At 72.5% G+C, this 24280-nt stretch carries 19 protein-coding genes; 14 read left to right on the plus strand and 5 right to left on the minus strand.

Features of this window, described 5'->3' with window-relative positions:
* The first annotated feature begins 76 nt into the window (after positions 1 to 76).
* From VT50_RS29480 to VT50_RS29500, 5 genes are all read left to right on the plus strand, one after another.
* On the plus strand, positions 77 to 694 hold the full coding sequence (locus tag VT50_RS29480; RefSeq protein ID WP_240529362.1) for a TetR/AcrR family transcriptional regulator: 618 nt from the start codon (positions 77 to 79) through the stop codon (positions 692 to 694).
* 142 nt (positions 695 to 836) lie between these two features.
* Positions 837 to 3095 (plus strand): MMPL family transporter, encoded by a 2259-nt coding sequence (locus VT50_RS29485; RefSeq protein WP_046084882.1) that lies wholly within the window; start codon positions 837 to 839, stop codon positions 3093 to 3095.
* Positions 3096 to 3559: 464 nt separating this feature from the next.
* Entirely contained in the window at positions 3560 to 4696 is a 1137-nt protein-coding gene (locus VT50_RS29490) for an energy-coupling factor ABC transporter permease (RefSeq protein ID WP_046084881.1), read from the plus strand.
* A gap of 2 nt (positions 4697 to 4698) precedes the next feature.
* On the plus strand, positions 4699 to 5463 hold the full coding sequence (gene cbiQ / locus VT50_RS29495; RefSeq protein ID WP_046084880.1) for a cobalt ECF transporter T component CbiQ: 765 nt from the start codon (positions 4699 to 4701) through the stop codon (positions 5461 to 5463).
* The gene (locus tag VT50_RS29500; protein WP_046084879.1) at positions 5448 to 6239 is read left to right on the plus strand and encodes an energy-coupling factor ABC transporter ATP-binding protein; all 792 of its coding nucleotides are present in this window, start codon (positions 5448 to 5450) and stop codon (positions 6237 to 6239) included. Before cbiQ ends, VT50_RS29500 begins: the two co-directional genes overlap by 16 nt.
* Positions 6240 to 6375: 136 nt before the next feature.
* On the opposite strand, the gene VT50_RS29505 is transcribed toward VT50_RS29500, so the two are convergent.
* Positions 6376 to 7638: a serine hydrolase domain-containing protein gene (locus VT50_RS29505; RefSeq protein WP_046084878.1), complete on the minus strand. Its 1263-nt coding sequence runs from the start codon at positions 7636 to 7638 to the stop codon at positions 6376 to 6378.
* A gap of 162 nt (positions 7639 to 7800) precedes the next feature.
* Here VT50_RS29505 and VT50_RS29510 point away from each other — a divergent pair, with 162 nt between their 5' ends.
* Complete coding sequence (locus tag VT50_RS29510) at positions 7801 to 8601, plus strand: SDR family NAD(P)-dependent oxidoreductase (protein WP_046084877.1); 801 nt, start codon at positions 7801 to 7803, stop codon at positions 8599 to 8601.
* Positions 8602 to 8629: 28 nt separating this feature from the next.
* Here VT50_RS29510 and VT50_RS29515 read toward each other — a convergent pair whose 3' ends face one another.
* The 4 genes from VT50_RS29515 to VT50_RS29530 all read right to left on the minus strand — a co-directional run bounded on the left by VT50_RS29515 (position 8630) and on the right by VT50_RS29530 (position 13807).
* Positions 8630 to 9532, minus strand: a complete 903-nt coding sequence (locus tag VT50_RS29515) for a DMT family transporter (RefSeq protein ID WP_046084876.1) — start codon at positions 9530 to 9532, stop codon at positions 8630 to 8632.
* Complete coding sequence (locus tag VT50_RS29520; RefSeq protein ID WP_046084875.1) at positions 9529 to 10032, minus strand: YbaK/EbsC family protein; 504 nt, start codon at positions 10030 to 10032, stop codon at positions 9529 to 9531. The genes VT50_RS29515 and VT50_RS29520 overlap by 4 nt, the downstream gene beginning before the upstream one ends.
* Positions 10033 to 10222: 190 nt before the next feature.
* A complete protein-coding gene (locus VT50_RS29525) occupies positions 10223 to 11866 on the minus strand; it encodes a penicillin-binding transpeptidase domain-containing protein (protein WP_046084874.1) in 1644 nt (547 codons plus the stop codon).
* A gap of 159 nt (positions 11867 to 12025) precedes the next feature.
* Positions 12026 to 13807, minus strand: coding sequence for a dolichyl-phosphate-mannose--protein mannosyltransferase (locus VT50_RS29530; protein WP_046084873.1), 1782 nt, complete (start codon positions 13805 to 13807; stop codon positions 12026 to 12028).
* 207 nt (positions 13808 to 14014) lie between these two features.
* On the opposite strand from VT50_RS29530, the gene rsmI reads away from it, so the two are divergent.
* The 8 genes from rsmI to VT50_RS29570 all read left to right on the plus strand — a co-directional run bounded on the left by rsmI (position 14015) and on the right by VT50_RS29570 (position 24220).
* Positions 14015 to 14911 carry a 16S rRNA (cytidine(1402)-2'-O)-methyltransferase gene (gene rsmI, locus VT50_RS29535; protein WP_046084872.1) on the plus strand — a complete coding sequence of 299 codons (897 nt, stop codon included), beginning with the start codon at positions 14015 to 14017 and terminating at the stop codon, positions 14909 to 14911.
* 186 nt (positions 14912 to 15097) lie between these two features.
* Positions 15098 to 15610 (plus strand): hypothetical protein, encoded by a 513-nt coding sequence (locus VT50_RS29540; RefSeq protein ID WP_046084871.1) that lies wholly within the window; start codon positions 15098 to 15100, stop codon positions 15608 to 15610.
* Between the two features lie 138 nt (positions 15611 to 15748).
* Entirely contained in the window at positions 15749 to 16666 is a 918-nt protein-coding gene (locus VT50_RS29545) for a TatD family hydrolase (protein ID WP_046084870.1), read from the plus strand.
* A 132-nt stretch (positions 16667 to 16798) separates the two neighbouring features.
* The gene (locus VT50_RS29550) at positions 16799 to 18010 is read left to right on the plus strand and encodes a ubiquitin-like domain-containing protein (protein ID WP_420822239.1); all 1212 of its coding nucleotides are present in this window, start codon (positions 16799 to 16801) and stop codon (positions 18008 to 18010) included.
* 66 nt (positions 18011 to 18076) lie between these two features.
* Positions 18077 to 18943 (plus strand): 16S rRNA (adenine(1518)-N(6)/adenine(1519)-N(6))-dimethyltransferase RsmA, encoded by an 867-nt coding sequence (rsmA, locus tag VT50_RS29555; protein WP_046084868.1) that lies wholly within the window; start codon positions 18077 to 18079, stop codon positions 18941 to 18943.
* Between the two features lie 165 nt (positions 18944 to 19108).
* Entirely contained in the window at positions 19109 to 20077 is a 969-nt protein-coding gene (locus VT50_RS29560) for a 4-(cytidine 5'-diphospho)-2-C-methyl-D-erythritol kinase (protein ID WP_046084867.1), read from the plus strand.
* Positions 20078 to 20259: 182 nt separating this feature from the next.
* Positions 20260 to 22077, plus strand: coding sequence for an ABC-F family ATP-binding cassette domain-containing protein (locus VT50_RS29565; RefSeq protein ID WP_046084866.1), 1818 nt, complete (start codon positions 20260 to 20262; stop codon positions 22075 to 22077).
* A gap of 298 nt (positions 22078 to 22375) precedes the next feature.
* Positions 22376 to 24220: a hypothetical protein gene (locus VT50_RS29570; protein ID WP_053048452.1), complete on the plus strand. Its 1845-nt coding sequence runs from the start codon at positions 22376 to 22378 to the stop codon at positions 24218 to 24220.
* Positions 24221 to 24280 lie beyond the last annotated feature (60 nt).

A 24280-nucleotide genomic window follows, 5' to 3' on the forward strand; every position in this document is an offset into this window, starting at 1 on the left:
CGTTTCGTTCGGAAGTTCGGAAGTTCGGGCGCTTGGCGGCTCGGGCGTTCGGAAGCTCGGAGGGAGGCGACAGCCCATGCGGACCGTGGATCAGCCGGCGGAGGACCGCGACACCGCCCGGGTGCGCCGCAGCAGGCTCTCTCCCGAGCGCGAGCGGGAGCTGTACGAGGCGGTGGTCGAGCTGCTGGGCGAGGTCGGGTACGACGGTCTGACGATGGACGCCGTCGCGGCCCGCACCCGATCCAGCAAGGCCACCCTCTACCGCCAGTGGAAGGGCAAGCCGCAGCTGGTCGCGACCGCGCTGCGGCACACCAAGCCCGTTCTGCTCGAAGGCGTCGACACCGGATCGCTCCGCGGAGACCTGCGGGAGATCGCGCGGTGTTCGGAGACCGCCCATGAGCGGGATGCCGCGCTGATGAGGGGACTCGCCCACGCAAGCCATGACAACCCGGACCTTCACCAGGCCCTGCGAGAGCTGTTGATCTTCCCTGAGATCGACGCGCTCCACGCGCTGCTGAGGCGCGCCGTCGACCGCGGCGAAGTCGCCCCGGACCGGCCCGCCTTGAACTACGTCATCCACATGATGTGCGGAGCGTTCATCACCCGGCCGCTCGTCGAGGGCAAGCAGCCGGACGAGACCTATCTCCTGGAGTACATCGACGCCGTGATCCTCCCCGCACTCGGCGCCGCATAGCCTCCCTCCCACCACCCCACTCCTCGATCTCCCCTGACCTCCCCGCACAACCACATAAGGTCCCGGCCGGCGCGCCGCTCTCGTCGCCGGTTCGGTCACCCATCCCTGCCCTGCCAGACAACCGACGGGAGCACCCCTTCTCGTGGCCACCTTCCTCTATAAACTCGGCCGGTTCGCCTTCCGGCGACGCGGCTTCGTCGCGCTGATATGGGTGGCGCTGCTCGCGGTCGCGGGCGTCGGCGCCGCCACCGCGTCCCAGCCCGCCAACGACAGCTTCTCCATTCCGGGCACCGAGGCCCAGAAGGCATTCGACCTGCTGGAACAGCGGTTCCCGGGGGGTAACGCGGACGGCGCCACCGCCCGTGTGGTCTTCCGTGCCCCGAGCGGCGAGAAGATGACCGACCCGGCCAACAAGGCGGAGGTCACCAAGACCGTCGCCGAGCTCAAGGCCAGCTCGCCGCAGGTCGCCTCGGTCGCCGATCCCTACCAGGCCCGTGCCGTCAGTAAGGACGGCACCACGGCGTACATCCTGACCAGTTACAAGGTCAACGCCATGGAGCTGGAGGACCCCGCCAAGGACGGTCTGAAGGAGGTGGGGGAGAAGGCCCAGAAGTCGGGGCTGACGGTGCAGATCGGCGGTGACGCGCTCCAGGAGATGCCGGAGACCGGCTCCACCGAGATCATCGGCATCGCGATCTCCGCGGTCGTCCTCGCCGTCACCTTCGGCTCGCTGGTGGCCGCCGGACTGCCCCTGCTGACCGCGCTCATCGGCGTCGGCATCGGCATCTCGTCGATCACCGCGCTCGCCACCACCCTCGGGCTGTCCACCACCACCTCCACACTGGCGATGATGATCGGCCTAGCGGTCGGCATCGACTACGCGCTGTTCATCGTCTCCCGCTACCGCGCGGAGCTGGCCGAGGGGCGGGACCGGGAGGAAGCCGCCGGACGGGCCGTGGGCACCGCGGGCTCCGCGGTCGTCTTCGCCGGCCTTACGGTCGTCATCGCGCTGGTCGGCCTCGCCGTCGTGAACATCCCGATGCTGACCAAGATGGGCTTCGCCGCGGCCGGTACGGTCGTCATCGCCGTCCTCATCGCGATCAGCCTCATCCCGGCGGTGCTGGGCTTCGCGGGCAAGCGGGTGTTCGGGCGCAAGGCGCGCCGGCGGCTGGAGGAGCGTGCGGCGGCGGTCGCCGCGGGCGGCGAGGGCGTCCCCGAGGAGAAGCCCAACATGGGCACCCGCTGGGCCCGCTTCGTGCTGCGCCGCCCGTTGATGGTGCTCCTGGTGGCCGTGCTCGGCCTCGGCGCTGCCGCCGTGCCCGCCGTCAGCCTGGAGCTCGGTCTGCCGGACGACGGCTCGCAGCCGGTCAGCAGCCAGAAGCGGCAGGCGTACGACATGATCTCCGAGGGCTTCGGCCCCGGCTCCAACGGTCCGCTGATGGTGGTCGTGGACGCCAAGGGCAGCGATGACGCCAGGGGCGCGGCCCAGCAGGTCCGTAAGGTCATCACCGGCCTGGACGGGGTGGCCGCGGTCAGCCCGGCCACGTTCAACAAGGCCGGTGACACCGCGACGCTCACCATCATCTCCCAGTACAAGCCGAGCAGCATCGACACCGAGAACCTGGTCGGCGACATCCGGGACGAGGCGAGCGGCTTCACGTCCGACACCGGTGCCGAGGTGCTGGTGACCGGCCAGACGGCGATGAACATCGATATCTCGCAGAAGCTCAACGACGCGCTGGTGCCCTATCTGGTGCTCGTCGTCGGACTGGCCTTCCTGCTGCTGATGGTGGTCTTCCGGTCCGTCCTGGTCCCGCTCAAGGCGGCGCTCGGCTTCCTGCTCTCCGTCGTGGCGGCGCTCGGCGCGGTGGTCGCGGTCTTCCAGTGGGGCTGGCTGGCGGACCTGTTCGGGGTCGAGGAGACCGGCCCAATCATGAGCATGATGCCGATCTTCATGATCGGTGTGGTGTTCGGCCTGGCGATGGACTACGAGGTCTTCCTGGTGACCCGGATGCGGGAGGCGTACGTCCACGGCGAGCGTCCCGGCCAGGCCGTCGTGACCGGTTTCCGGCACGGTGCCCGGGTGGTCACCGCCGCCGCCGTCATCATGATCAGCGTCTTCGCCGGATTCATCGGCTCGTCGGAGTCGATGATCAAGATGATCGGCTTCGGCCTCGCCATCGCCGTTCTCTTCGACGCCTTCGTGGTCCGCATGGCCATCGTCCCGGCGGTGCTCGCGCTGCTCGGCAAGGCGGCCTGGTGGCTGCCGCGCTGGCTGGACCGGGCGCTGCCCAATGTGGATGTGGAGGGCGAGGGGCTGCGCAGGCAGCTCGAGCGGCCCTCCGCGGCCCAGCGGCACGACAGGGACTCCGACCCGGACGCGGAGCTGACCCGCGTCTGACCCGTCCGGCCCTCGTATGACCCGCGTCTGACGCCGGTCCAGCCCTTCGTTCCGACGGCGGCCTTCCGATCCCGGGAGGCCGCCGTCCGCGTGTCCGGCTCCAGCCGTGTCGAGCTCCTGCCGTGTCCGTTCCCGCTCGGGTTCTCCACGTGTCGTCCGCGTTGGGCCGGGCCCACCAGGCCATGTTGGACTGGCTCGACGCCACGCTGGGGACCGCCCGGGTCCCGTAGCGTTCCGACGCCCGACCGGGCGCCCCTCGGCGGCCCCGTGCCGGATGAGTCCGCACAGCGCGCACGGGCCCGCGAATCGGCCGAGGACCTGCTGGAACTCGCCTGGTCCGGGGGGCTGTGAGGCGCGTCCGCGCCGCGGGAATCCGTTTTCGCGGTGTTCGCGCTCTTGCGAACGACTTGCAGTTACGGGCTACCATCGGGCCGATAGCTGCAGCTCAGGAGCGGAGTCCCGCCATGCATGTGCCCGACGGATTCATCGACGCACCGGTGTCGGTGGTGACCGGTGTGGTCGCGGCCGGGGCCGTCGCGGTCAGCCTGCGCGGTGCCCGGCGGGAGCTCGATGAGCGGACCGCCCCGCTGGCGGGGCTGGTCGCGGCGTTCATCTTCGCCGTGCAGATGCTCAACTTCCCCGTGGCCGCCGGGACCAGCGGCCATCTGCTGGGCGGGGCGCTGGCCGCGATACTCGTGGGGCCGTATACGGGGGTGTTGTGCGTCTCCGTGGTCTTGCTGATGCAGGGCGTGCTGTTCGCGGACGGCGGGCTCACCGCGCTCGGCGTCAACATCACCGATATGGCCCTGGTCACCACGGTCGTGGCGTACGCGCTCTTCCGCGGAGTCGTGAAGCTGGCCCCGCATCGCCGCCGTACGGTCACCGTCGCGTCCTTTGTGGCCGCGCTGATCTCCGTACCGGCCGCGGCGGTGGCCTTCACGGCGATCTACGCGCTCGGCGGCACGGCCGACGTCGCGATCGGTAAGGTCTTCGCGGCGATGGTCGGTGTGCATGTGCTGATCGGTGCCGGTGAGGCGGCGATCACCGCGCTGACGGTCGGTGCCGTGGTGGCCGTACGGCCGGATCTGGTGTACGGGGCGCGGGGAGTGACCGCGCGCCCGCTGGAGATCCGCAGCAGCCCGCTGGCCCCGGCCGCCCCGGGGGCGGTGGCGCGGGCCGAGGGCCCGGCGGCCGAAGCCGCTCCCGCGACGGCGACCTCCGAGGCCTCCGAGCCCGCCGGGGCCCCTGAGCCCGCTGGCACCCCCGAGCCCGCCGCCGCGCCACGGCGGTCGGCGCGGCGCGTGTGGTGGGCCGGACTCGCGGCCGCGCTGCTGTGCGCCGGGGTCGTCAGCTTCTACGCCTCCGCCAGCCCCGACGGGCTGGAGAAGGTCGCCCATGACAAGGGGATCGACCAGAACGAAGAGGACCACGCCGCCAAGGACTCCCCGCTCGCCGACTACGGCGTCAAGGACATCACCGACGCCCGGCTCTCCGGCGGGCTCGCCGGGGTGATCGGGGTCGGCGCCACGCTCGCCGTCGGCTCCGGGGTCTTCATCGTCGTACGGCGGCGCAGGGCGACGGCCGAGAGCGAGCGGTCCTGACCGTGGGCGCAGGACACGCGCACAAGCTCTACCGGGAGGGCCGGTCGCCCGTCCACGCCCTCCCCCCGCACTGCAAGATCGCCGCCGTCTTCTGCTTCGTCCTGGTGGTCGTCTCCACGCCCCGCGAGGCCGTCTGGGCGTTCGGGGCGTACGCGGCGCTGCTGGCCGGAGTGGCGGCGGCGGCCCGGATCCCCGCCGGGTACGTACTGCGGCGGCTGCTGATCGAGGTCCCCTTCGTGGCCTTCGCCGTGCTGATGCCGTTCGTCGCGGAGGGCCCGCGGGTGGAGGCGCTGGGGATGTCGCTCAGCGCGTCGGGGCTGTGGAGCGCCTGGAACATCCTCGCCAAGGGCACCCTCGGCGTCGCCGCCTCCGTCCTCCTGGCGTCCACGACCGAACTGCGCGCCCTGCTGCTGGGTTTGCAGCGGCTTCGGATGCCCTCGCTGCTGGTCCAGATCGCCTCGTTCATGATCCGCTACGGGGACGTCATCTCCGATGAGATGCGCCGGATGCGGATCGCCCGCCAGTCGCGCGGCTTCGAGGCGCGCGGGGTTCGGCACTGGGGGGTGCTCGCCTCCTCGGCCGGGGCGCTGTTCATCCGCTCCTACGAACGGGGCGAACGGGTCCACCTGGCGATGGTCAGCCGGGGCTATACGGGCACCATGCCGGTGATCGACGATGTGACGGCGTCCCGTACCCAGTGGGCGCACGCCGCCGCCCTCCCGCTGACCGCCCTGGCGGTCTGCCTGACCGGATGGATGCTGCCGTGACCGACCCCGCCACCACCCCGCCCTCCCTCGAGGTGTCCGGTCTGGCCTACGCCTACCCCGACGGCCACCAAGCCCTCTTCGGCGTCGATCTGACCGTGGCCCGCGGCGAGCGGGTGGCGCTCCTCGGGCCCAACGGCGCGGGCAAGACCACGCTCGTGCTGCACCTCAACGGCATCCTTACGGCGGGCGCCGGGACGGTCACGGTCGCGGGGCTGCCGGTGGCGAAGGCGCATCTGGCCGAGATCCGGCGCAGGGTGGGCATCGTCTTCCAGGACCCGGACGACCAGCTGTTCATGCCGACCGTCCGCGAGGACGTGGCCTTCGGCCCGGCCGCGGCCGGGCTGCGCGGCGCGGAGCTGGAGGAGCGGGTGCGCCGCGCGCTGGAGCGGGTCGGGATGGCGGAGTTCGCCGACCGGCCGCCGCACCACCTCTCCTTCGGGCAGCGGCGGCGGGTGGCCGTGGCGACCGTACTGGCCATGGAGCCGGAGATCCTGGTCCTGGACGAGCCCTCGTCCAACCTCGACCCGGCCTCGCGCCGCGAACTCGCCGACATCCTGCGGTCGCTGGAGGTGACCGTGCTGATGGTCACCCATGATCTGCCGTACGCGCTGGAGCTGTGCCCGCGCGCGGTGGTGCTCAGCGGCGGGGTGATCGCGGCGGACGGCGGAACGCAGGAGCTGCTGTGCGACGAGGAGCTGATGCGCGAGCACCGGCTGGAGCTCCCCTTCGGCTTCGACCCGCGCTCGGTGCGGGTGCCGGTGTTTCCGGCGAGGTGAGGTGCCGGATGCCGGAGTGTCCGGTGCGGGTGACGTGAGGATGCCGGTGTTTCCGGTGCCGGTGCCGATGAGGTCCACCGTGCCGGTGCACACCGTGGCAGTGAGGTGACCGCCCCGCCCGCGGCGCCATGGGCCGTTACGCCTCCCGCGCCGCCAGACTGGTCCGCACCGCGCGTACGAGCGCCTGCGCACGGGGATCGGCGGTCACACCGCGCCGCATCCCGTTGGTGACGTAGGCAAAGCCGACGCGCGCCTCCGGGTCGGCGAAGGCCAGGGAGCCACCGCGCCCCGGGTGGCCGAAGGAGCCCGGCCCCAGCAGCGGGCAGGCCGGGCCGTGCAGCATATAGCCGAGGCCGAAGCGGGTGCCGACGACCAGGACCCGGTCCGGGCCCGCGGACTCCTCGGTACGGGCCATCGTCAGCGTCGCCGGGGCGAACAGCCTGCCCCCCGAGCGGGCCGTACGGGCGGAGGGCAGCGGGCCGATCAGCGCCGCGTAGAAGCGGGCCAGCGCCTCGGCGGTCGCGACCCCGCCCGAGGCGGGCAACTCGGCGGCCAGATACGCGGGGTCGTTCTCGTCCGGCAGCGGGGTGATCGCGGCGAACGCCCGCCGGGTCAGCGACTCGGGGTCCCGGTACGCCTCGGCGACCGACCGCTTGGGGCGCAGCCGCGGCCCCTGGGCGGCGGGCGCGGAGAGCGCCTCCACCGCCGCGATCCGGCCCACCCGGCCCCAAAGCTCCTCGGGCAGCCCGAGCCACAGGTCGAGCCCCAGCGGCCGGGCGATCTCCTCGGCGATCCAGCGCCCGATGGTCCGCCCGGTGACCCTGCGGACCAGCTCGCCCAGCAGCCAGCTGTACGTCTGGGCGTGATAGCCGTGCGCCGTACCGGGCTCCCACACGGGCCGTTGGGCGGCGACGGCCCGCGGTCCGGATATGCCGTCGATGGCCTCGGCGGGGGTCAGCGGGGTGTCGAGCACGGGCACGCCGGTGCGGTGGGTGAGCAGATGGCGCACCAGGACCCGCTCCTTACCGGCCGCCTTGAACTCCGGCCAGTAGGTGCTGACCCGGCCGTCCAGGTCCAGCTGGCCGCGCTGGTGCAGCAGCAGCGGCACGGCGGCGGCCACGCCCTTGGTGACCGACCGGACGACCTGCGCGGTGTCCTGGGCCCAGGGCTCGGGTCCGTCGCCGGACTCCCCGTTGTCCTTACGGTCGTCGAAGTCCTTACGGTCGTCGGACGCCTCACCGCTGTCGGGGGTCTTCGTACCGCCCCACAGATCGACGACCTTCTCGCCCTCCCGGTACAGGACCACGGCCGCGCCGCGCTCGCCGTGCCGGGCGAAGTTCGCCGCGAAGGCGTCCCGGACCGGTTCGAAACCGTCCGCCACCGTGCCCTGGACGTCCATCACTGTCCGACTCCCGCCATGCCGACCCGAGCGTGTGTGCTGTGATTCTCTTATGGTGCAACGCCCCGCGCGGGAGGATCATGCCGGGGCCGGTCATGATCCCGGCGGGACCCGCAGCCATGGGGAGGCGGCGGTCCCGGAGCCGACGAGAAGGGGCACACGGTGCGGAGATTCGAGGGCTACGCGGTCATGCTCACCGGCGCGGGGCGCGGAATCGGGGAGGTGACCGCCCGCCGGTTCGCCGACGAGGGCGCCAGGGTGCTGATCACCGACCTGGACGGCGAACGGGCCGCCAAGGCCGCCGAGTCCATACGGGCGGACGGCGGCGAAGCCGAGTCGCTGGGCTGCGAGGTGGCCCGCCGGGCGGATGTCGAGGCGGCCGTGGCGCACGCCGTAAGGAGCTTCGGAAGGCTGGACGTCCTGGTCAACAGCGCCCACTCATGCCATGTCGACGCCCCGCTCTTCGAGGACCAGGCGGACGACGAGTGGCAGCAGGACATCGATGTCACCCTGGGCGGCGCCTTCCGCTGCTCCCGCGCCGCGCTGCCGCATCTTGCCGCCGCGGACGGCCGGGGCGCGATCGTCAACGTCGGCTCGGTCAACGGCCTCCAGGACTTCGGCAACCACGCCTACAGCGCCGCCAAGGCGGGCCTGGGCAGCCTCACCCGCACCCTGGCCACCCACGCCGCCGCCCGGGGCGTCCGCGTCAACCTCGTGGCCCCCGGCACGATCCGCACCCCCGGCTGGGACGGCCAGGAGGACACCCTGCGCCGCGCCGCCGAGGCCTACCCCCTCGGCCGGGTCGGCGAACCCGCCGACATCGCCGCCGCCATCACCTTCCTCGCCTCCTCCGACGCCGCCTGGATCACCGGGACCACCCTCCCCGTGGACGGCGGCATCACGACCACGAACGTGGCGGTGCGCAGGGCCTTCGGCCACGTGGAGACGCCCAGCGAGACATAGTCGCGGCCGCCCTGCCGGGCGTGCGCGGTCAACCCGCGTGCAGCATCAGTCCAATGCCCGCCACCATCAGTCCCGCCGCCGCGATCCTCGGACCGCCGAAACCCTCCTTGAAGAACAGCGCCCCGATCGCCGCGCCCACGATGATCGACGATTCGCGCAGCGCCGCGATCGGGGCGAGCTCGGCCCGGGTCTGGGCCCACAGGACCAGGCCGTAGGCGGCGACCGACAGCAGCCCGCCGAGCAGTCCGCGCGCCGCGACCGGCCGCAGCTGCCCAAGGAGCGCGCCGCGCCGGATCGCCAGGGCGCAGACGGGGATGGCGAAGCCCTCAAGGATCATCAGCCAGGCGATATAGGCGAGTGGGCTGCCGGAGGCCCGTACCCCCAGACCGTCCACGACGGTGTACGCGGCGATGGACAGACCGGTGGCGATGGCGGCCGTAAGGGCGAGCCACTGCGGTGCGCCGTTCCCGCCGTTCCCCTCGCGCCCAGCGCGCTTCCCGTCGCGCTCGGTGTGCCGCGACCCCCTGATGCCCCACAGCGCCACCCCCACCAGCCCCGCCGAGGCCAGCGCGATGCCCGCCCCCTGCCAGCGGTCCGGCCGCTCGCCGACGAAGACCGCGGCGGCCACGGTCACCACCAGCGGGGCGGTGCCGCGCGCGATGGGGTACATCTGGCCGAAGTCGCCCAGGTGGAACGAGCGCATGAGCAGCAGCTGATAGACCACATGGATGGCCGCGGAGGCCAGCAGATACGGCCAGGCGTCCGCCGCGGGGAGCGGGGCGAACGGCAGCAGCGCAAGGCCACATATCGCCCCGCCGCCGCCCACCAGGGTGAAGGCGAGCAGCTGGTCCCTGATGCCGTGCGCGATCGCGTTCCAACTGGCGTGGGTGACGGCCGCGATGAGCACGGCGGCCGCGACCAGCGGGGTCACGCGGACCGCTCGCGCACATCCACCAGGGTGCCCTCGGCGTGCGCGATCAGGGTCTTGGGGGCGAGCGGGAAGACGGTGTGGGGGTTGCCCGCCGCGGCCCATACGGTCTCGTGGTCCAGCAGCCGGCGGTCCGCGAGGACGCGGGTAGCGGTGCGGTGGCCGAAGGGCGGCACCCCGCCGATGGCGTAGCCGGTGGTCTCCCGGACCAGCGCCGCGTCCGCCCGGCGGACCCTCCCGGCGCCCAGTTCATGCCGCACGAGCTCGACGTCGACCCGTGACGCCCCGTCCATCAGCACCACCACCGGCTGTCCGTCCGCCTCGAAGACCAGCGACTTGACGATCTGGCTCAGCTCACAGCCGATCGCCGCTGCGGCCTCGGCGGCGGTACGGGTGGCGTCGGGGAAGCGGCGCACCTCGACGTCCAGGCCGAGCTCGCGCAGGGCGTCGGCGAAGCGGGGGTGGGCGGCGGTGGCGGCGGTGTCAGGGGTGGGGTCGACCATGGGACGACGCTATCGACGCCCCGTGCCCCCCGCCATGACTTTTCCCGGCGCCTGCGGTCATGTCCCGGCCGTCCGCGCTCGGCTCGCCGAACGGCCAGCTGACCGGAATCCGGCCGCACGCGAAGGAGCCGGGCGGGCGCGGTGAGCGCCCGCCCGGCTCCCCCGCCGTCACGCCGGTGGAAGCGGCGGCTCAGCCGCCGGCGCGCAGCAGCGCCGCCACGATCGGGCCTGCCGTATCGCCGCCGTGGCCGCCCTCGGGGACCACACCGGCGGCCGCGACATCGTCGCGGTACGCGCTGAACCAGCCGTTCGGCTTCTCCTGGTTGTCCACCTCGGCCGAGCCGGTCTTGGCGCCGAAGTCACCGCTCATCCCGGCCATCGCCTCGGCGGCGGTGCCCGAGGTGGCCGTGAGCTTCATCAGCTTCTTCAGCTGGTCATGGGTGCTGGACTTCATCGTCCTGCTCGCCTTGGCCAGCTTCCGGTCGTCCAGCGACGGCGCGACCAGATACGGCTGGTGGAAGCTGCCGGTGGAGGCGGTGGCGGCGACCGACGCCATGTTGAGCGGGTTCATCCGCACCCCGCCCTGACCGATCAGCGAGGCGGCCTTGGAGGCCGCGGACTGCACCGGCACCGCGCCGTCGAAGGTGGGCACGCCGGTCTGCCAGTTGAGCCCGATGCCGAAGACGTCCCGGGCCTCCTTGCTCAGATCGTCGTCCTTCAGCTTCCCCGCCTGGCTGATGAAGGCCGTGTTGCAGGAGCGGGCGAAGCTCTGCTCGAAGGTGCCGTTCTTGATCTCGAACTTCTTGTCGTTGTGGAACTTCCAGCCGCCGTACGAGAAGTACTTCGGACACGGATGCGGCTTGCCGTACGCCGCCAGACCCTTGTCCATCAGCGTCGTGGAGGTGATGATCTTCATCGTCGAGCCGGGTGCGTACGAGCCCTGGAACGCGGTGTTGAAGCCGCTCGCGGGGGAGTTGGCCAGCGCGAGGATCTCACCGGTGCTGGGCTTGACCGCCACCACCGACGCCTTGGTGCTCTTGCTCACCTGCTGCTCGGCGGTGCGCTGCAGCGATGCGTCGATCGTGGTGCGGAGCGTGCCCGGGGTGCCCTTGGAGAGCACCTTAAGGGTCTTGTCGGGGGACTTGGAGCCCTTGGCGCGCTGGATCCAGGTCTCCACGCCCGCCTGGCCGCCCGCCTTCTTGCCGTACCGCTCGCGCAGCGCGGCCAGGACGGTCTTGAGGGTCGGGTGGTCGGCGGCGGTGAGCTCCTTACCGTCGCGGTCCACCGCCTTGATCGGCGGCGCCTCGGACGCGCCGGTCTTGAGCGTGTCGCCCTTGGCGAGGTCGGGGTGCACCACGGAGGGCTGCCAGTCGACGACCGGCTTGCCGGTCTTGGTGTCGCGGGTCACGGTCAGCGAGGATTCATACGTCCAGGGGACGCTCCCGCCGCCCGACGAGAGCTGGGCGTTGACCGAGAACGGCACCTTGGCGCCGCTCGCCTGCCCCGCCTCCAGCGCGACCTTGGCCACCTTGGCCTTGGTGCGGTAGGCGCTCAGCGCCGTGGTGGCCGCTTCGCTGTCGTCCGTAAGGCCGGCGGCCTCGGACGTCTCGCCCGCCGACCAGGCCGCCAGGAACGCGTGGGCGGTGGTCTTGACCTCGGCCGCGCTGGGCGGGCCGGTCTTCACGTGCTTCAGGGACGGCTTGTCGTCACCCGAGCTGGCGCCCGCAGCGTCCTTCGAGTTCGATGAATCGTCCTGGCCGCTGCCGCAACCCGCGACACCGACCATGGCGGCGAACACCGCACAGGCGATCGCGGCTCTCGCGCCACTCCGCATTTCAGAACCCCCACACTGTGTTCTCGGTTCCCCCATCAGTCGATGGGAGTCGCGGTGCCCGGCACTCTACCGGCACCACGCGAAAGCCCCCGCGCCCTCACCTTAGGGGGCGCGGGGGCCATGGCCGTATCCATACGGTGGACCCGGGTTGAGCGGGGGTCAGATCCAGGTGTCGAGCCACATCCGGGCGCGCCAGTCGTCCATCGGCATCGTCTGGCCCGTGTACAGCGGGAAGAAGTAGATGAAGTTCCAGATGATCAGCAGGACGAGCGCGCCCGAGCCGACCGCGCCGATCACCCGGCGGGTCTCGCTGGCACCCGGTGGCCCCAGGAGCGCGCCGATCATCATCGCCACCCCGAGGCACAGGAAGGGCACGAAGACGACGGCGTAGAAGGAGAAGATCGTCCGGTCCTGGTAGAGGAACCACGGCAGATAGCCCGCGGCGATCCCGCACAGGATCGCGCCCGCCCGCCAGTCGCGCCGCAGCGCCCAGCGGAACAGCAGGTACAGCAGTGCGAAACAGCCCGTCCACCACAGCAGCGGGGTGCCGAGGGCCAGCACCTCTCGGGCGCACTTCTCGGCGGCGTCCTCGGGGCAGCCCTCCTGACCGGCCCGCGGGGACTCGTAGAAGTACGAGACCGGACGGGACTGGACCAGCCAGCTCCACGGGTTGGACTGGTAGACGTGCGGCGAGTGGAGGTTGACGTGGAACTCGTAGACCTCGGACTCGTAGTGCCACAGGCTGCGCAGCGGGTTGAGCAGCCAGTCGAAGGTGCCGTCGGTGCCGTGGCCGCCGCCGTCCGGCTTGGGGGATTCTGACCAGTGGCGGAAGTAGCCGCTGTGCTGCCAGCCGCGGACCTTGTCGTGGGTGCCGCTCGTGGTGAACCAGCCCGTCCAGGAGGCCATGTACGTGAGGATCGCCACGGGCACCAGTGAGAGGAACGCCCAGCCCAGATCGCGCCGCAGCACCGCCAGGCGGGGGCGGAGGGCGCCCGCGGTGCGGCGGCTGCCCACGTCCCACAGGACGGTCATCAGGCCGAAGGCCGCCAGCACGTAAAGACCGTTCCACTTGGTGCCGATGGCCAGGCCCAGCAGCACCCCGGCCGCGATCCGCCACGGCCGTGCGCCCAGCTTCAGGCGCCGGGCGACCGCCGGGTCCGGCCGGGCCGCGCCGTCCTCGTCGATCGGCAGCGCCGCCGCGAGCCTGGCGCGCGCCCGGTCCCGGTCGACGAGCAGACATCCGAAGGCGGCCAGCACGAAGAACATCACGACCAGGTCGAGCAGCGCGGTGCGGCTCATCACGTAGTGCAGCCCGTCCACGGCCATCAGCGCGCCCGCGAGGCAGCCGAGGAACGTCGACCGGAACAGCCGCCGCCCGATCCGGCACAGCATCAGCACCGAGAGGGTGCCGAGCACCGCGATCATGAACCGCCAGCCGAACGGATGCAGCCCGAAGAGCTGCTCACCGAGCCCGATGACCCACTTGCCCACCGGCGGGTGCACCACATACGAGGCCGCGTCGCCGAGCGGGATGTGCTGCGGGGTGTCGAGAATCCGGTCGTTGGCGGCTTTCGGCCAGGTGCCCTCGTAGCCGTACTTCCAGATCGACCAGGCGTCCTTGGCGTAGTACGTCTCGTCGAATATGACGTTGTTCGGGCTGCCCAGACGCCAGAAGCGGGTCACCCCGGCGCACAGCGCGACCAGCAGCGGCCCGGCCCAGCCGCTCCAGCGGGCGATTCTGGCCGCCGCCGAGGGGGACGCGCCGAGGATCTCCCAGAGCCGGGTGCCCGGCTCCGCGTACGGCGGGACCAGCCGCTCCCGTACGCCGGGCCTGGACTGGCCCGCGTATCCGAAACGGCGCAGCCTGCGCTGCCAGGCCGGCGGCTGCTGGCCGGTGGCCTTGCCCGACTGGGCGTCGTGGGTCGCGGTGTCACTGCTCACCGGCCCATCGTAGGGAAGGGGTCTGTGAGTGTGGCGGGGAAAGGGGGCGAACGGGGATTCGTGGCAGGGGCGGTCGCCTCGGGGGCCGGGCCCGCGGCCGGTCCCGGCCGGGCACGCGGCCGGGCTTGGGGCCGTCTCGGGGCCGTCCCGGGGCCGGGCCCGCGGCCGGTCGCGGGAGGCGTTGGGCCCGGCTGCGAGGATGGGGGCGTGACTGGAACGCTCGTACTGGCAGGGACCCCCATCGGCGACACGGCGGACGCGCCCCCGAGGCTGGCCGCCGAGCTCATGGCCGCCGATGTGATCGCCGCCGAGGACACCCGGCGGCTGCGCCGCCTCACCCAGGCCCTGGACGTACGCCCGTCCGCCCGGGTGGTGTCCTACTTCGAGGGCAACGAGTCGGCCCGCACGCCCGAGCTGGTCGAGTCGCTGGCCGGGGGTGCCCGGGTGCTCCTGGTCACCGACGCGGGCATGCCGTCGGTCTCCGACCCCGGCTACCGGCTGGTGGCCGCCGCCGTGGAGCGCGGGATCACCGTCACCGCCGTGCCCGGCCCGTCCGCGGTGCTCACCGCGCTGGCCGTGTCCGGGCTGCCGGTGGACCGCTTCTGTTTCGAGGGGTTCCCGCCGCGCAAGGCGGGGGAGCGGCTGACGCGGCTGCGCGAGGTCGCCGACGAGCGCCGCACCCTGGTCTGGTTCGAGGCGCCGCACCGGCTGGACGACACGCTCGCGGCCATGGCCGAGGTGTTCGGCCCGGACCGCCGCGCCGCGGTGTGCCGGGAGCTGACCAAGACGTACGAGGAGGTGCGGCGCGGCCCGCTGGCCGAGCTGGCCGTCTGGGCGGCGGAGGGCGTGCGCGGCGAGATCACCATCGTGGTCGAGGGCGCCCCCGCGCCCGGCCCCGAGGAGGCGGGCCCCGCGGAGCTGGCCCGCCGGGTCGCGGTGCGCGAGGAGGCCGGTGAGCGCCGTAAGGAGGCCATCGCGGCGGTGGCGCAGGAGGCGGGGGTGCCCAAACGGCAGGTTTTCGACGCGGTCGTGGCGGCGAAGAACGCGGTCGTCGCGGCGGAGAACGCGGCGGGAAGCGCGCCACGCGAAGGTAAAGCTCCGTAGCGAAAGGCAAAGCTCAGGTTAGTAGCCGGGCAGTTGCTCGCCAGTTTCTCCATGGCCGTTGCCAAATCTCGCTCAAGGAGAGGGAAGGGCCCGTGCGGTGGCGCCGGGAAAGGCGTCCACTGGTTGTGGAAGACCCGGGGTGATCCCATACCGGAAGACTTGTCCTATGTGACAAGAGGAGCTGCCATGAGCGATATTGCGGGAACCTCGAGCGGTGCTCATCCGATAGCCGCCCACGTCCCCTCCGGTCAGTCGGGCGAGGTGGCCCACGAGGCGTACGCCTTCGCCTGCATGAAGTGCGGGCACGGCTGGGAGCGGTCGTACGACATCGAACACCACGTGGACGGCGAGGGCCGCGCCTTCGTCGTCTACTTCACCGGCGGACGGCGCGTTCCGTCCCCGCTGACGAGCCCCGACTGCGTCAACTGCGGTGCGCATCTGGTGCGGATCATGCGCTCGGGCCAGGTCTCCTCCGTCTTGGAGAGTGCGCGGCGCGGGAGGCCGCACACCACCCGGGACCGGGCGGACGGCACCGGCCGGGACCGGGACGACGGCACCGGCGCGCCGGACACCGGGGCGGACCCGGCGCCGGACGCCGCGCCGGACCGCGCACCGGAAAACGGAGGCCCCGCGCGGCGCCGTGGGCACCATTGGCACCTTCCGAATCTGCTGCATCCCTTTCAGCACCACCGCGACTGAGTACGATCCGGTTCGTATGAGCTGTTTCACCTGAGCCAGCTCTGGAGCGGGTTCACCTGAGCCGAGCCCGAGCCCGAGCCAACTGAGCGGCCGGACGCGATTCACCGCACATTCACCGGGATTCATAGAATCGCACCCATGGCGAAAACAGCATCGACCCCCGGCGGCAGTGGCAAGGCGAGCGGCGCGCAAAAGGAAAAGGACGCGCCCCCGCCGCCGGAACCCCTGCGGGTCCCGGTCGCCGATTCCCACACCCACCTGGACATGCAGTCGGGCACCGTCGAGGAGGCACTGGCCAAGGCCGCCTCGGTCGGCGTGACGACCGTCGTCCAGGTGGGCTGCGACCTCGCCGGGTCCCGGTGGGCGGCCGAGACCGCGGCGGCCCACGAGAGCGTCTGGGCCACCGTGGCCCTGCACCCCAACGAGGCGCCGCGCATCGTCCTCGGCGACCCCGACGGCTGGTCCCGGCAGGGGGCCAGGGCGCCCGGCGGCGACGCGGCCCTGGACGCGGCGATCGACGAGATAGCGGCCCTCGCCGCGCTGCCCCAGGTGCGGGGCGTGGGCGAGACCGGCCTGGACCGCTTCCGCACCGGCCCGGAGGGCATGGCCGCCCAGGAGCGCTCGTTCCGCCGCCACATCGCCATCGCCAAGGAGCACGACAAGGCGCTGGTCATCCACGACCGCGACGCCCACGACGACGTCCTGCGGGTGCTCGCCGAAGAGGGCGCGCCCGGGACCGTCGTCTTCCACTGCTACTCCGGTGACGCGGCCATGGCGAAGATCTGCGCGGAGCGCGGCTACTACATGTCGTTCGCGGGCAACGTCACCTTCAAGAACGCCCAGCCGCTGCGTGACGCCCTCGCCGTCGCCCCGCTCGACCTCGTCCTCGTCGAGACCGACGCGCCGTTCCTGACCCCCGCCCCCTACCGCGGACGGCCCAACGCTCCGTATCTGATTCCGCTCACCCTGCGGGCCATGGCCGAGGTCAAGGGTGTTCCCGAGGACACCCTGGCGACCGCCACAGCGGCCAATACGGCGCGCGTCTTCGGCTATTGAGGGAAGGCGGCGAAGGCTGTTGAGGGGAGGTAGCGATCCGAGACGGGTGATCACACTGCGTGATGATCTTCCTTTGGAGAGTCACCCCGACTCCGCTACAGTCCCGGTCCCAACGCCCTGACCAGTGGACTTGTGGAGTGTTACCGGAGTGTTGTCGTGAGCCGTAGGGCCAGCCACCGCGTCCCGGGCGGCCGCGCCGCCGCCCGCCGAGCCGCCCAGCGAGCCGCCCGGCGCGGGGTCATGGGCCGGGCCGATCCGATGCGCCGCCTGCTGCCGCAGGCGATGGTGGTCGCCGCCCTGGCCGGCGGCACCTCCGCCTTCGTCGCCCAGGACAAGGCCGTACGGCTCAGCGTCGACGGCGACGCGCGCACGCTGCACACCTACGCCGACGACGTGGGCGAGCTGCTGGCGGACGAGGACCTGCACGTCGGCGCGCACGACATCGTCGCCCCCGCGCCCGGCCAGCGGCTCGGCGACGGCGACGAGATCGCCGTCCGCCACGGCCGCCCCGTCACCCTCACCCTCGACGGGGAGCGCCGCCGGGTGTGGACCACCGCGCGCACGGTTGACGGCGCACTGCGCCAACTGGGCGTACGTGCCGAGGGCGCGTATCTGTCCGCGTCCCGCTCCGCGGCCATCACCAGCCGCGGCCTGCTCCTGCACGTCCGCACCGAGCGGACCGTCACCTTCCTCGCCGACGGGCGCCCTCATGCCATCCGTACGAACGCGGCCACCGTCGGCGAGGCGCTCGCCGCCGCCGGGCTCACCCTGCGCGGCCAGGACACCACGTCCGTCCCGCTGGACAGCTTCCCGCGCGACGGCCAGACGGTGACGGTGATGCGGATCACCGGCGGCAAGGAGACCCGGGACCATCCGGTGCCCTTCACCACCATCCGCCGCGCCGACCCCACCCTCCCCAAGGGCACCGAACTGGTCGCCCGGCCCGGCGAGCCGGGAACCCTGCGGATCACCTACCGGGTGCGCAGCGTCAACGGCGTACGGCAGCGGCCGCGGAAGATCGGCAGCGAGATCGTCAAGGCGCCCGTGGCCCGGATCGTCCGGGTCGGCACCATGACCGTGCCCGCAGGCGTCGGCGGCCCGGCGGACGGGCTCAACTGGCGGGCGATGGCCCGCTGCGAATCGGGCGGGCGTCCCGACGCGGTCGACGACTCCGGCCGTTACGGCGGCCTCTACCAGCTCGACCAGGGCACCTGGCACGCCCTCGGCGGCCACGGCCGCCCCCAGGACGCGCCCCCGTCCGAGCAGACCTACCGCGCGAAGAAGCTCTACCAGCAGCGGGGCACCAGCCCGTGGCCGAGCTGCGGCGCGAAGCTCCACCGGTGAGGGGGCTGGCCGGGTGCCCGGGCCCGGGCCGGAAGGGGGCCTGAAAAAGGGGCCTAAACTTCCTGGGTGAGCTCCACCGACTCCGACGTTCTGCTCGGCCCCGCCGACATCCGCGAACTCGCGGCGCGGCTCGGCGTACGCCCGACCAAGCAGCGCGGCCAGAACTTCGTCATCGACGCCAATACGGTCCGCCGGATCGTACGGACCGCCGGGGTGCGCCCGGACGACGTGGTCGTCGAGGTCGGCCCGGGGCTCGGGTCGCTGACCCTCGCGCTGCTGGAGGCCGCCGACCGGGTCACCGCCGTCGAGATCGACGACGTCCTCGCGGCGGCGCTCCCCGCCACCGTCCGGGACCGGCTGCCGCACCGCGCCGACCGGTTCGCGCTGGTGCACAGCGACGCGCTGCGGCTGACCGAGCTGCCGGGCCCGGCCCCGACCGCGCTGGTCGCCAACCTGCCGTACAACGTCGCCGTGCCCGTGCTGCTCCACATGCTCGGGCGGTTCCCGACCATCGAGCGGACCCTGGTCATGGTGCAGTCCGAGGTCGCCGACCGGCTCGCCGCCCCGCCCGGCTCCAAGGTCTACGGCGTCCCGTCCGTGAAGGCCGCCTGGTACGCCCACGTCAGGCGCGCGGGCGCGATCGGCCGCAATGTCTTCTGGCCCGCCCCGAACGTCGACTCCGGCCTGGTCTCGCTGATCCGCCGGGACGAGCCCCCGCGCACCACCGCCACCCGGGAAGAGGTCTTCGCGGTGGTGGACGCGGCGTTCGCCCAGCGCCGCAAGACCCTCCGGGCGGCGCTCGCGGGCTGGGCCGGGTCGGCGGGGGCCGCGGAGGCGGCCCTGAGGGCCGCCGGGGTCTCGCCGCAGGCGCGCGGGGAGTCGCTGAGGGTGGAGGACTTCGCCGCGATCGCTGAGCGCGGGCCAGCGGCCTGACCACACGCCGCGCCCGCGGGCGGGCCTGCTCCCCGCCCTTCCGCCACGCGGCTCCCCGACACGGCGGAGCCCCGCCCCGGGGTCCCGCCCGGGCCACACTTGGTCATACCTCGGCCGGGGGAGGGGGACAGGCCCGCCGTGGGCCGAGTCTCCGCAGGCGGGACAATGGCCGCGTCGGAACCACCCGAACCCCCGCCAAGGAGCCCCGTGAGCCGCCCCGTGACCGCCCGTGTGCCCGCCAAGGTCAACGTCCAGCTCGCGGTCGGCGGACTGCGCCCCGACGGCTTCCACGACCTGGCCAACGTCTTCCTCGCCGTCGGGCTCCACGACGAGGTCACCGCCGCCCCCGCCGACGCCCTCCGGATCACCGTCGAGGGCGCCGACGCCGCCCAGGTGCCGCTGGACCGCACCAACCTCGCCGCCCGCGCCGCCCGCGCCCTCGCCGAGCGGTACGGCATCGAGCCCGGCGTCCACCTCCACATCGCCAAGGACATCCCCGTGGCGGGCGGTATGGCGGGCGGCAGCGCGGACGCCGCCGGGGCGCTGCTGGCCTGCGACGCGTTGTGGGGCACCCAGGCGCCCCGCGCCGAACTCCTAGAGATCTGTGCCGAGTTGGGCAGCGACATCCCCTTCAGCCTCGTCGGCGGCGTGGCCCTCGGCCGCGGCCGGGGCGAGCTGCTGACGCCGCTGGAGACCGGCGGCGCCTTCCACTGGGTGTTCGCCGTCGCCGACGGCGGACTGTCCACCCCCGCCGTCTACCGCGAATGCGACCGGCTCCGCGAGGCCTCCGGCACGGGCGCGAGCGCCGCCGATGTGCCCGACCCCGAGCCCTCCCGGGCGCTGCTGGACGCGCTGCGCACCGGCGACGCCACCGCACTGGCCGCCGCCGTCTCCAACGACCTCCAGCCCGCCGCGCTCTCGCTGCGCCCCGCGCTCGCCGACACCCTGCGCGCCGGCGCGGACGCGGGCGCCCTCGCCTCCCTCGTCTCCGGCTCCGGCCCGACCTGCGCCTTCCTGGCCAAGGGCCCCGAGGCCGCGCAGGCGGTCGCGACCGGGCTGGCCGCCTCGGGCACCTGCCGCACGGTCCGGGTCACCTCGGGCCCGGTCCCCGGAGCGCGGCTGGTCCACGCCTGAGCCCGTGGTCGGCGCCTGATCGGATACGTCAGCGCCCAAGCGTGCGGTCGGTGCCCCGGGCAAGCCGCCCCGCCCCTGGGCAAGCCGCCCCCCCGCACCAAGCCGCCCCGCCCCGTGCCCGCGTAAGCCGCTCCGCGTGGCGACTACCCTGGGATGCCGATCGATCCGCGTAATGGAGTGTGATGGCGACCAACCTGGTCAACGTTGAATCCGTCGGCAAGGTGTACGGCACCCGTGCCCTGCTGGACGGCGTCTCGCTCGGGGTGAACGAGGGCGACCGCATCGGCGTCGTCGGACGTAACGGGGACGGCAAGACCACGCTCATCCGGATCCTCGCCAAGCTGGAACCCGTCGACGACGGACGCGTCACCCACGCCGGTGATCTGCGGCTCGGCGTGCTCACCCAGCACGACTCGCTCGACCCGGCGGCCACCGTCCGCCACGAGGTGATCGGCGACCTCGCCGACCACGAGTGGGCCGGTAACGCCAAGATCCGGGACGTGCTCACCGGGCTGTTCGGCGGGCTGGACCTGCCGGGCTTCCCCCAGGGGCTCGACACGGTCATCGGCCCGCTGTCCGGTGGTGAGCGCCGCCGTATCGCGCTCGCCCAGCTGCTGATCTCCGAGCAGGACCTGATCGTCCTCGACGAGCCCACCAACCACCTCGACGTCGAGGGCATCTCCTGGCTGGCCGGGCATCTGCGCACCCGCCGCTCGGGCCTGGTGGTGGTCACCCACGACCGCTGGTTCCTCGACCAGGTCTGCACCCGGATGTGGGACGTCCAGCGCGGCGCCGTCCACGAGTACGAGGGCGGCTACAGCGACTACGTCTTCGCCCGCGCCGAGCGCGAGCGCATCGCCGCCAGCGAGGAGGCCAAGCGGCAGAACCTGATGCGCAAGGAGCTCGCCTGGCTGCGCCGCGGCGCCCCCGCCCGCACCAGCAAGCCCCGCTTCCGCGTCGAGGCCGCCAACGCCCTGATCGCGGACGTCCCCCCGCCGCGCGACAGCGCCGAGCTGATGAAGTTCGCCAACTCCCGGCTCGGCAAGACCGTCTTCGACCTGGAGGACGTGACCGTCACCGCCGGGCCCAAGGTGCTGCTCACCCATCTGACCTGGCAGCTGGGGCCCGGCGACCGGATCGGCCTGGTGGGGGTGAACGGGGCGGGCAAGACCTCGCTGCTGAACGCCCTCGCCGAGGCCGCCCGCAGCGAGGGCGAACAGCAGCCCGCCGGGGGCCGGATCGCGGTCGGCAAGACCGTAAGGCTCGCGTATCTGTCCCAGGAGGTCGTCGAACTCGACCGGAACCTGCGGGTCCTGGAGGCCGTCGAGCAGGTGCGGCAGCGCGTCGACCTCGGCAAGGGCAGGGAGATGACCGCCTCCCAGCTGTGCGAGAAGTTCGGCTTCACCAAGGAGAAGCAGTGGACCCCGGTCGGCGATCTCTCCGGCGGTGAGCGGCGCCGGCTCCAGATCCTGCGGCTGCTGATGGACGAGCCCAATGTGCTCTTCCTGGACGAGCCCACCAACGATCTGGACATCGAGACCCTGACCCAGCTGGAGGACCTGCTCGACGGCTGGCCCGGCTCGCTCGTGGTCATCAGCCACGACCGCTACTTCATCGAGCGCACCACCGACCGGGTGCTCGCCCTGCTGGGCGACGCCACCCTGCGGATGCTGCCGCGCGGCGTGGACGAGTACCTGGAGCGGCGGCAGCGCGCCCTGGCCGCGGCCGCCCCGGCCGCCGCGCCCGCCAAGCAGAAGTCCGGCGAACAGGCCGCCCGCCAGCGGTCGGCGGCCGAACAGCGCGCCGCCAAGAAGGAGCTCCAGCGCATCGAGCGACGGCTGGACCGGATCAGCGAGCAGGAGTCCGGGCTCCACGCGCGGATCGCCGAGCACGCCACGGACTTCGCCAAGGTCGCCGAGCTCGATACGCAGCTGCGCGAGCTGACGGGGGAGCGGGACGAACTGGAAACCCGCTGGCTGGAGCTGGCCGACGACGCGTGACCCGGGGGCGCATGGGCCGCTACCTACGATGTGCGTGGCTTGAAAGCATGGTGTGAAGAGGTTGTGCGGCGGTGGCGCGTGCCCTGGCAACGGTCGCGTCACAGGCCGGTCTCAGCTGATCGATGACCTGGACACTGATCCCTATTGCGCCCCTTACGGGTGATACAAAGAACTCCCGCCTGCCTTCCGCTCAATGGCGGGGTGCCCTGTCCGATTCGCTCCTTCCCGGAGGGTTTTGACCACCGGGATAGCGGGGGAGGCCGGTCGGACGACGGGTCCCGCATCTGAAGGATTTCGCATGTCACAGCCGCCTCCGCCGCCCAACCAGCCGCCGCAGGGCGGCTTCGGCGCACCGCAGGAGCCTGGGTACGGCTACCCACAGCAGCCGTCCACACCGCCTCCGGGCCAGCAGGGCTACGGCTATCCGCAGGGCCCCGGCCAGCCGCCGCAGACACCGCCGCCCCCTCCGCCTCCGCCGCCGTCGGCACCGCCCGCGCCGCCGCAGACGCCCCCGCAGGGCGCCGGCGGCTACGGCTACCCGGAGCAGCCGGTACACACCCAGCCGACCCAGGTGGGCCCGTCGCCGTTCGGATCCGGCCAGCAGCCTTACGGTCAGCAGCAGTACGGTCAGCAGCCCTACGGACAGCCGCAATTCGGCCAGCCGCCGTACGGCCAGCCACCGCAGCCCCAGTACCCCGGCGGCCCCGGTCCGGCCGGTCCCGGCCGGTCCAGGCAGCGCATGGCGATCATCGTCAGCGTCGTGGTCGCGGTCGCGCTGATCGTCGGCGGCGGCATCTGGTTCGCCACCCAGGATGACGGCGGCGACAGCGAGGCCAAGGGCAAGGACAAGCAGTCCAGCCAGGGCGCCTCCAGCGGCACCACGGGCGGCGGTGACAAGCCCGCCAAGACCGTGGACGCCAAGCTGCTCAACAAGATCCCGATGCCCAAGGTCTCCGACCAGGTCACCGTCGAGGGCATGTGGGCCACCGACGACGCCTTCGTGAAGGCCGGTGTCTACAAGATCGTCGGCTATCCCCTGAGCGGCGGCGCCGCCAAGTGGACGATCCCCCTGGACGGCGCGGTCTGCTGGTCCTCGGACCACCTCACCAAGGACGGGCTCACCACGGTCCTCTACCAGGGGGCCAAGCCGTCGGCCAAGGACAAGTACCCCAGCTGCACCGAGGTCGGGCTGCTGGACCTCAAGAACGGCAAGATGCTGTGGCACCGCAGCGTCAAGGAGGGTGACGAGAAGATCTCCTTCGACGAGGTCACCATCGGCGGCGGCACCGTGGCCGCGGGCGGTACCAGCGGCGGCGCCGCCTGGTCCACCTCGGGCCAGGCCCTGTGGAAGCCCAAGTCGGGCGAGCAGTGCGCGGACGACGGCTACGCGGGCGGCGAGGACAAGCTGGTCGCGGTCCGCCGCTGCGGCGACTACGACGACCCGCAGATCCAGGTCCAGACGCTGAACCCGAAGACGGGCGCGGTGAAGTCGGCGTACAAGGTCTCGCAGGGCATCGACTACGTCCACGTGGCGTCCACCGACCCGCTGGTGATCGGCCTGGACGCCGGTGACTCCACCGGCTCGGCGGTCTCGGACTTCCTGGCCATCGACGACAGCGCCAAGAGCGGCAAGGTGCTCGGCAAGATCGGCACCGAGAACGGCAAGTACGACGCCAAGTGCGAGTCGACCAATGTCGAGGGCTGCCGCAAGCTCGCCGTCTCCAAGTCGGCGAACACCCTCTTCCTCGGCTCCGAGGACCGCACCGACTCCAGCTCCGCGACGGCCAACGAGGTCGTGGCCTTCGACCTGAAGACCGGCAAGCCGATCGGGAAGACCGACGGGGTCAAGGGCGCCGCGCTCACCCCGCTCGGGCTGGACGAGGACGGCTCCGTCCTCGCCTACCAGGAGAGCAGCTGGGAGACCGGCGGCGCGGTCTGGCGGATCGACCCCAAGTCGTACGCCAAGACCAAGCTGCTGCAGAACCCCGTCGCCAGCCATGAGGTGGAGCAGAACTTCAGCCCCAGCTACTCGGAGATCATCTACTCCGGGCAGCACCTCTACATGAGCGACGTCTACGCCACCAAGCCCTCGGGCACCTACGACCGGGACGACCCGCTGGCGATCATCTTCGGCGCGAGCTGACGTCCCGGCATCCGCCCGGCCGATCCCGCGGCGGCCCCGGCCGAGCAACTCCACGGCGGC

The sequence above is a fragment of the Streptomyces antioxidans genome, from assembly GCF_000968685.2.
Taxonomy (GTDB): domain Bacteria; phylum Actinomycetota; class Actinomycetes; order Streptomycetales; family Streptomycetaceae; genus Streptomyces; species Streptomyces antioxidans.

Coding starts and splice junctions, on each gene's coding strand:
- VT50_RS29480 (WP_240529362.1), top strand. CDS start 77: ATGCGGACCGTGGATCAGCCGGCGGAGGACCGCGACACCGCCCGGGTG.
- VT50_RS29500 (WP_046084879.1), top strand. CDS start 5,448: ATGGATGCTGCCGTGACCGACCCCGCCACCACCCCGCCCTCCCTCGAG.
- VT50_RS29520 (WP_046084875.1), bottom strand. CDS start 10,032: ATGGTCGACCCCACCCCTGACACCGCCGCCACCGCCGCCCACCCCCGC.
- VT50_RS29505 (WP_046084878.1), bottom strand. CDS start 7,638: ATGGACGTCCAGGGCACGGTGGCGGACGGTTTCGAACCGGTCCGGGAC.
- VT50_RS29560 (WP_046084867.1), top strand. CDS start 19,109: ATGGCCGCGTCGGAACCACCCGAACCCCCGCCAAGGAGCCCCGTGAGC.
- VT50_RS29545 (WP_046084870.1), top strand. CDS start 15,749: ATGGCGAAAACAGCATCGACCCCCGGCGGCAGTGGCAAGGCGAGCGGC.
- VT50_RS29490 (WP_046084881.1), top strand. CDS start 3,560: ATGCATGTGCCCGACGGATTCATCGACGCACCGGTGTCGGTGGTGACC.
- VT50_RS29540 (WP_046084871.1), top strand. CDS start 15,098: ATGAGCGATATTGCGGGAACCTCGAGCGGTGCTCATCCGATAGCCGCC.
- VT50_RS29570 (WP_053048452.1), top strand. CDS start 22,376: ATGTCACAGCCGCCTCCGCCGCCCAACCAGCCGCCGCAGGGCGGCTTC.
- VT50_RS29565 (WP_046084866.1), top strand. CDS start 20,260: ATGGCGACCAACCTGGTCAACGTTGAATCCGTCGGCAAGGTGTACGGC.
- VT50_RS29525 (WP_046084874.1), bottom strand. CDS start 11,866: ATGCGGAGTGGCGCGAGAGCCGCGATCGCCTGTGCGGTGTTCGCCGCC.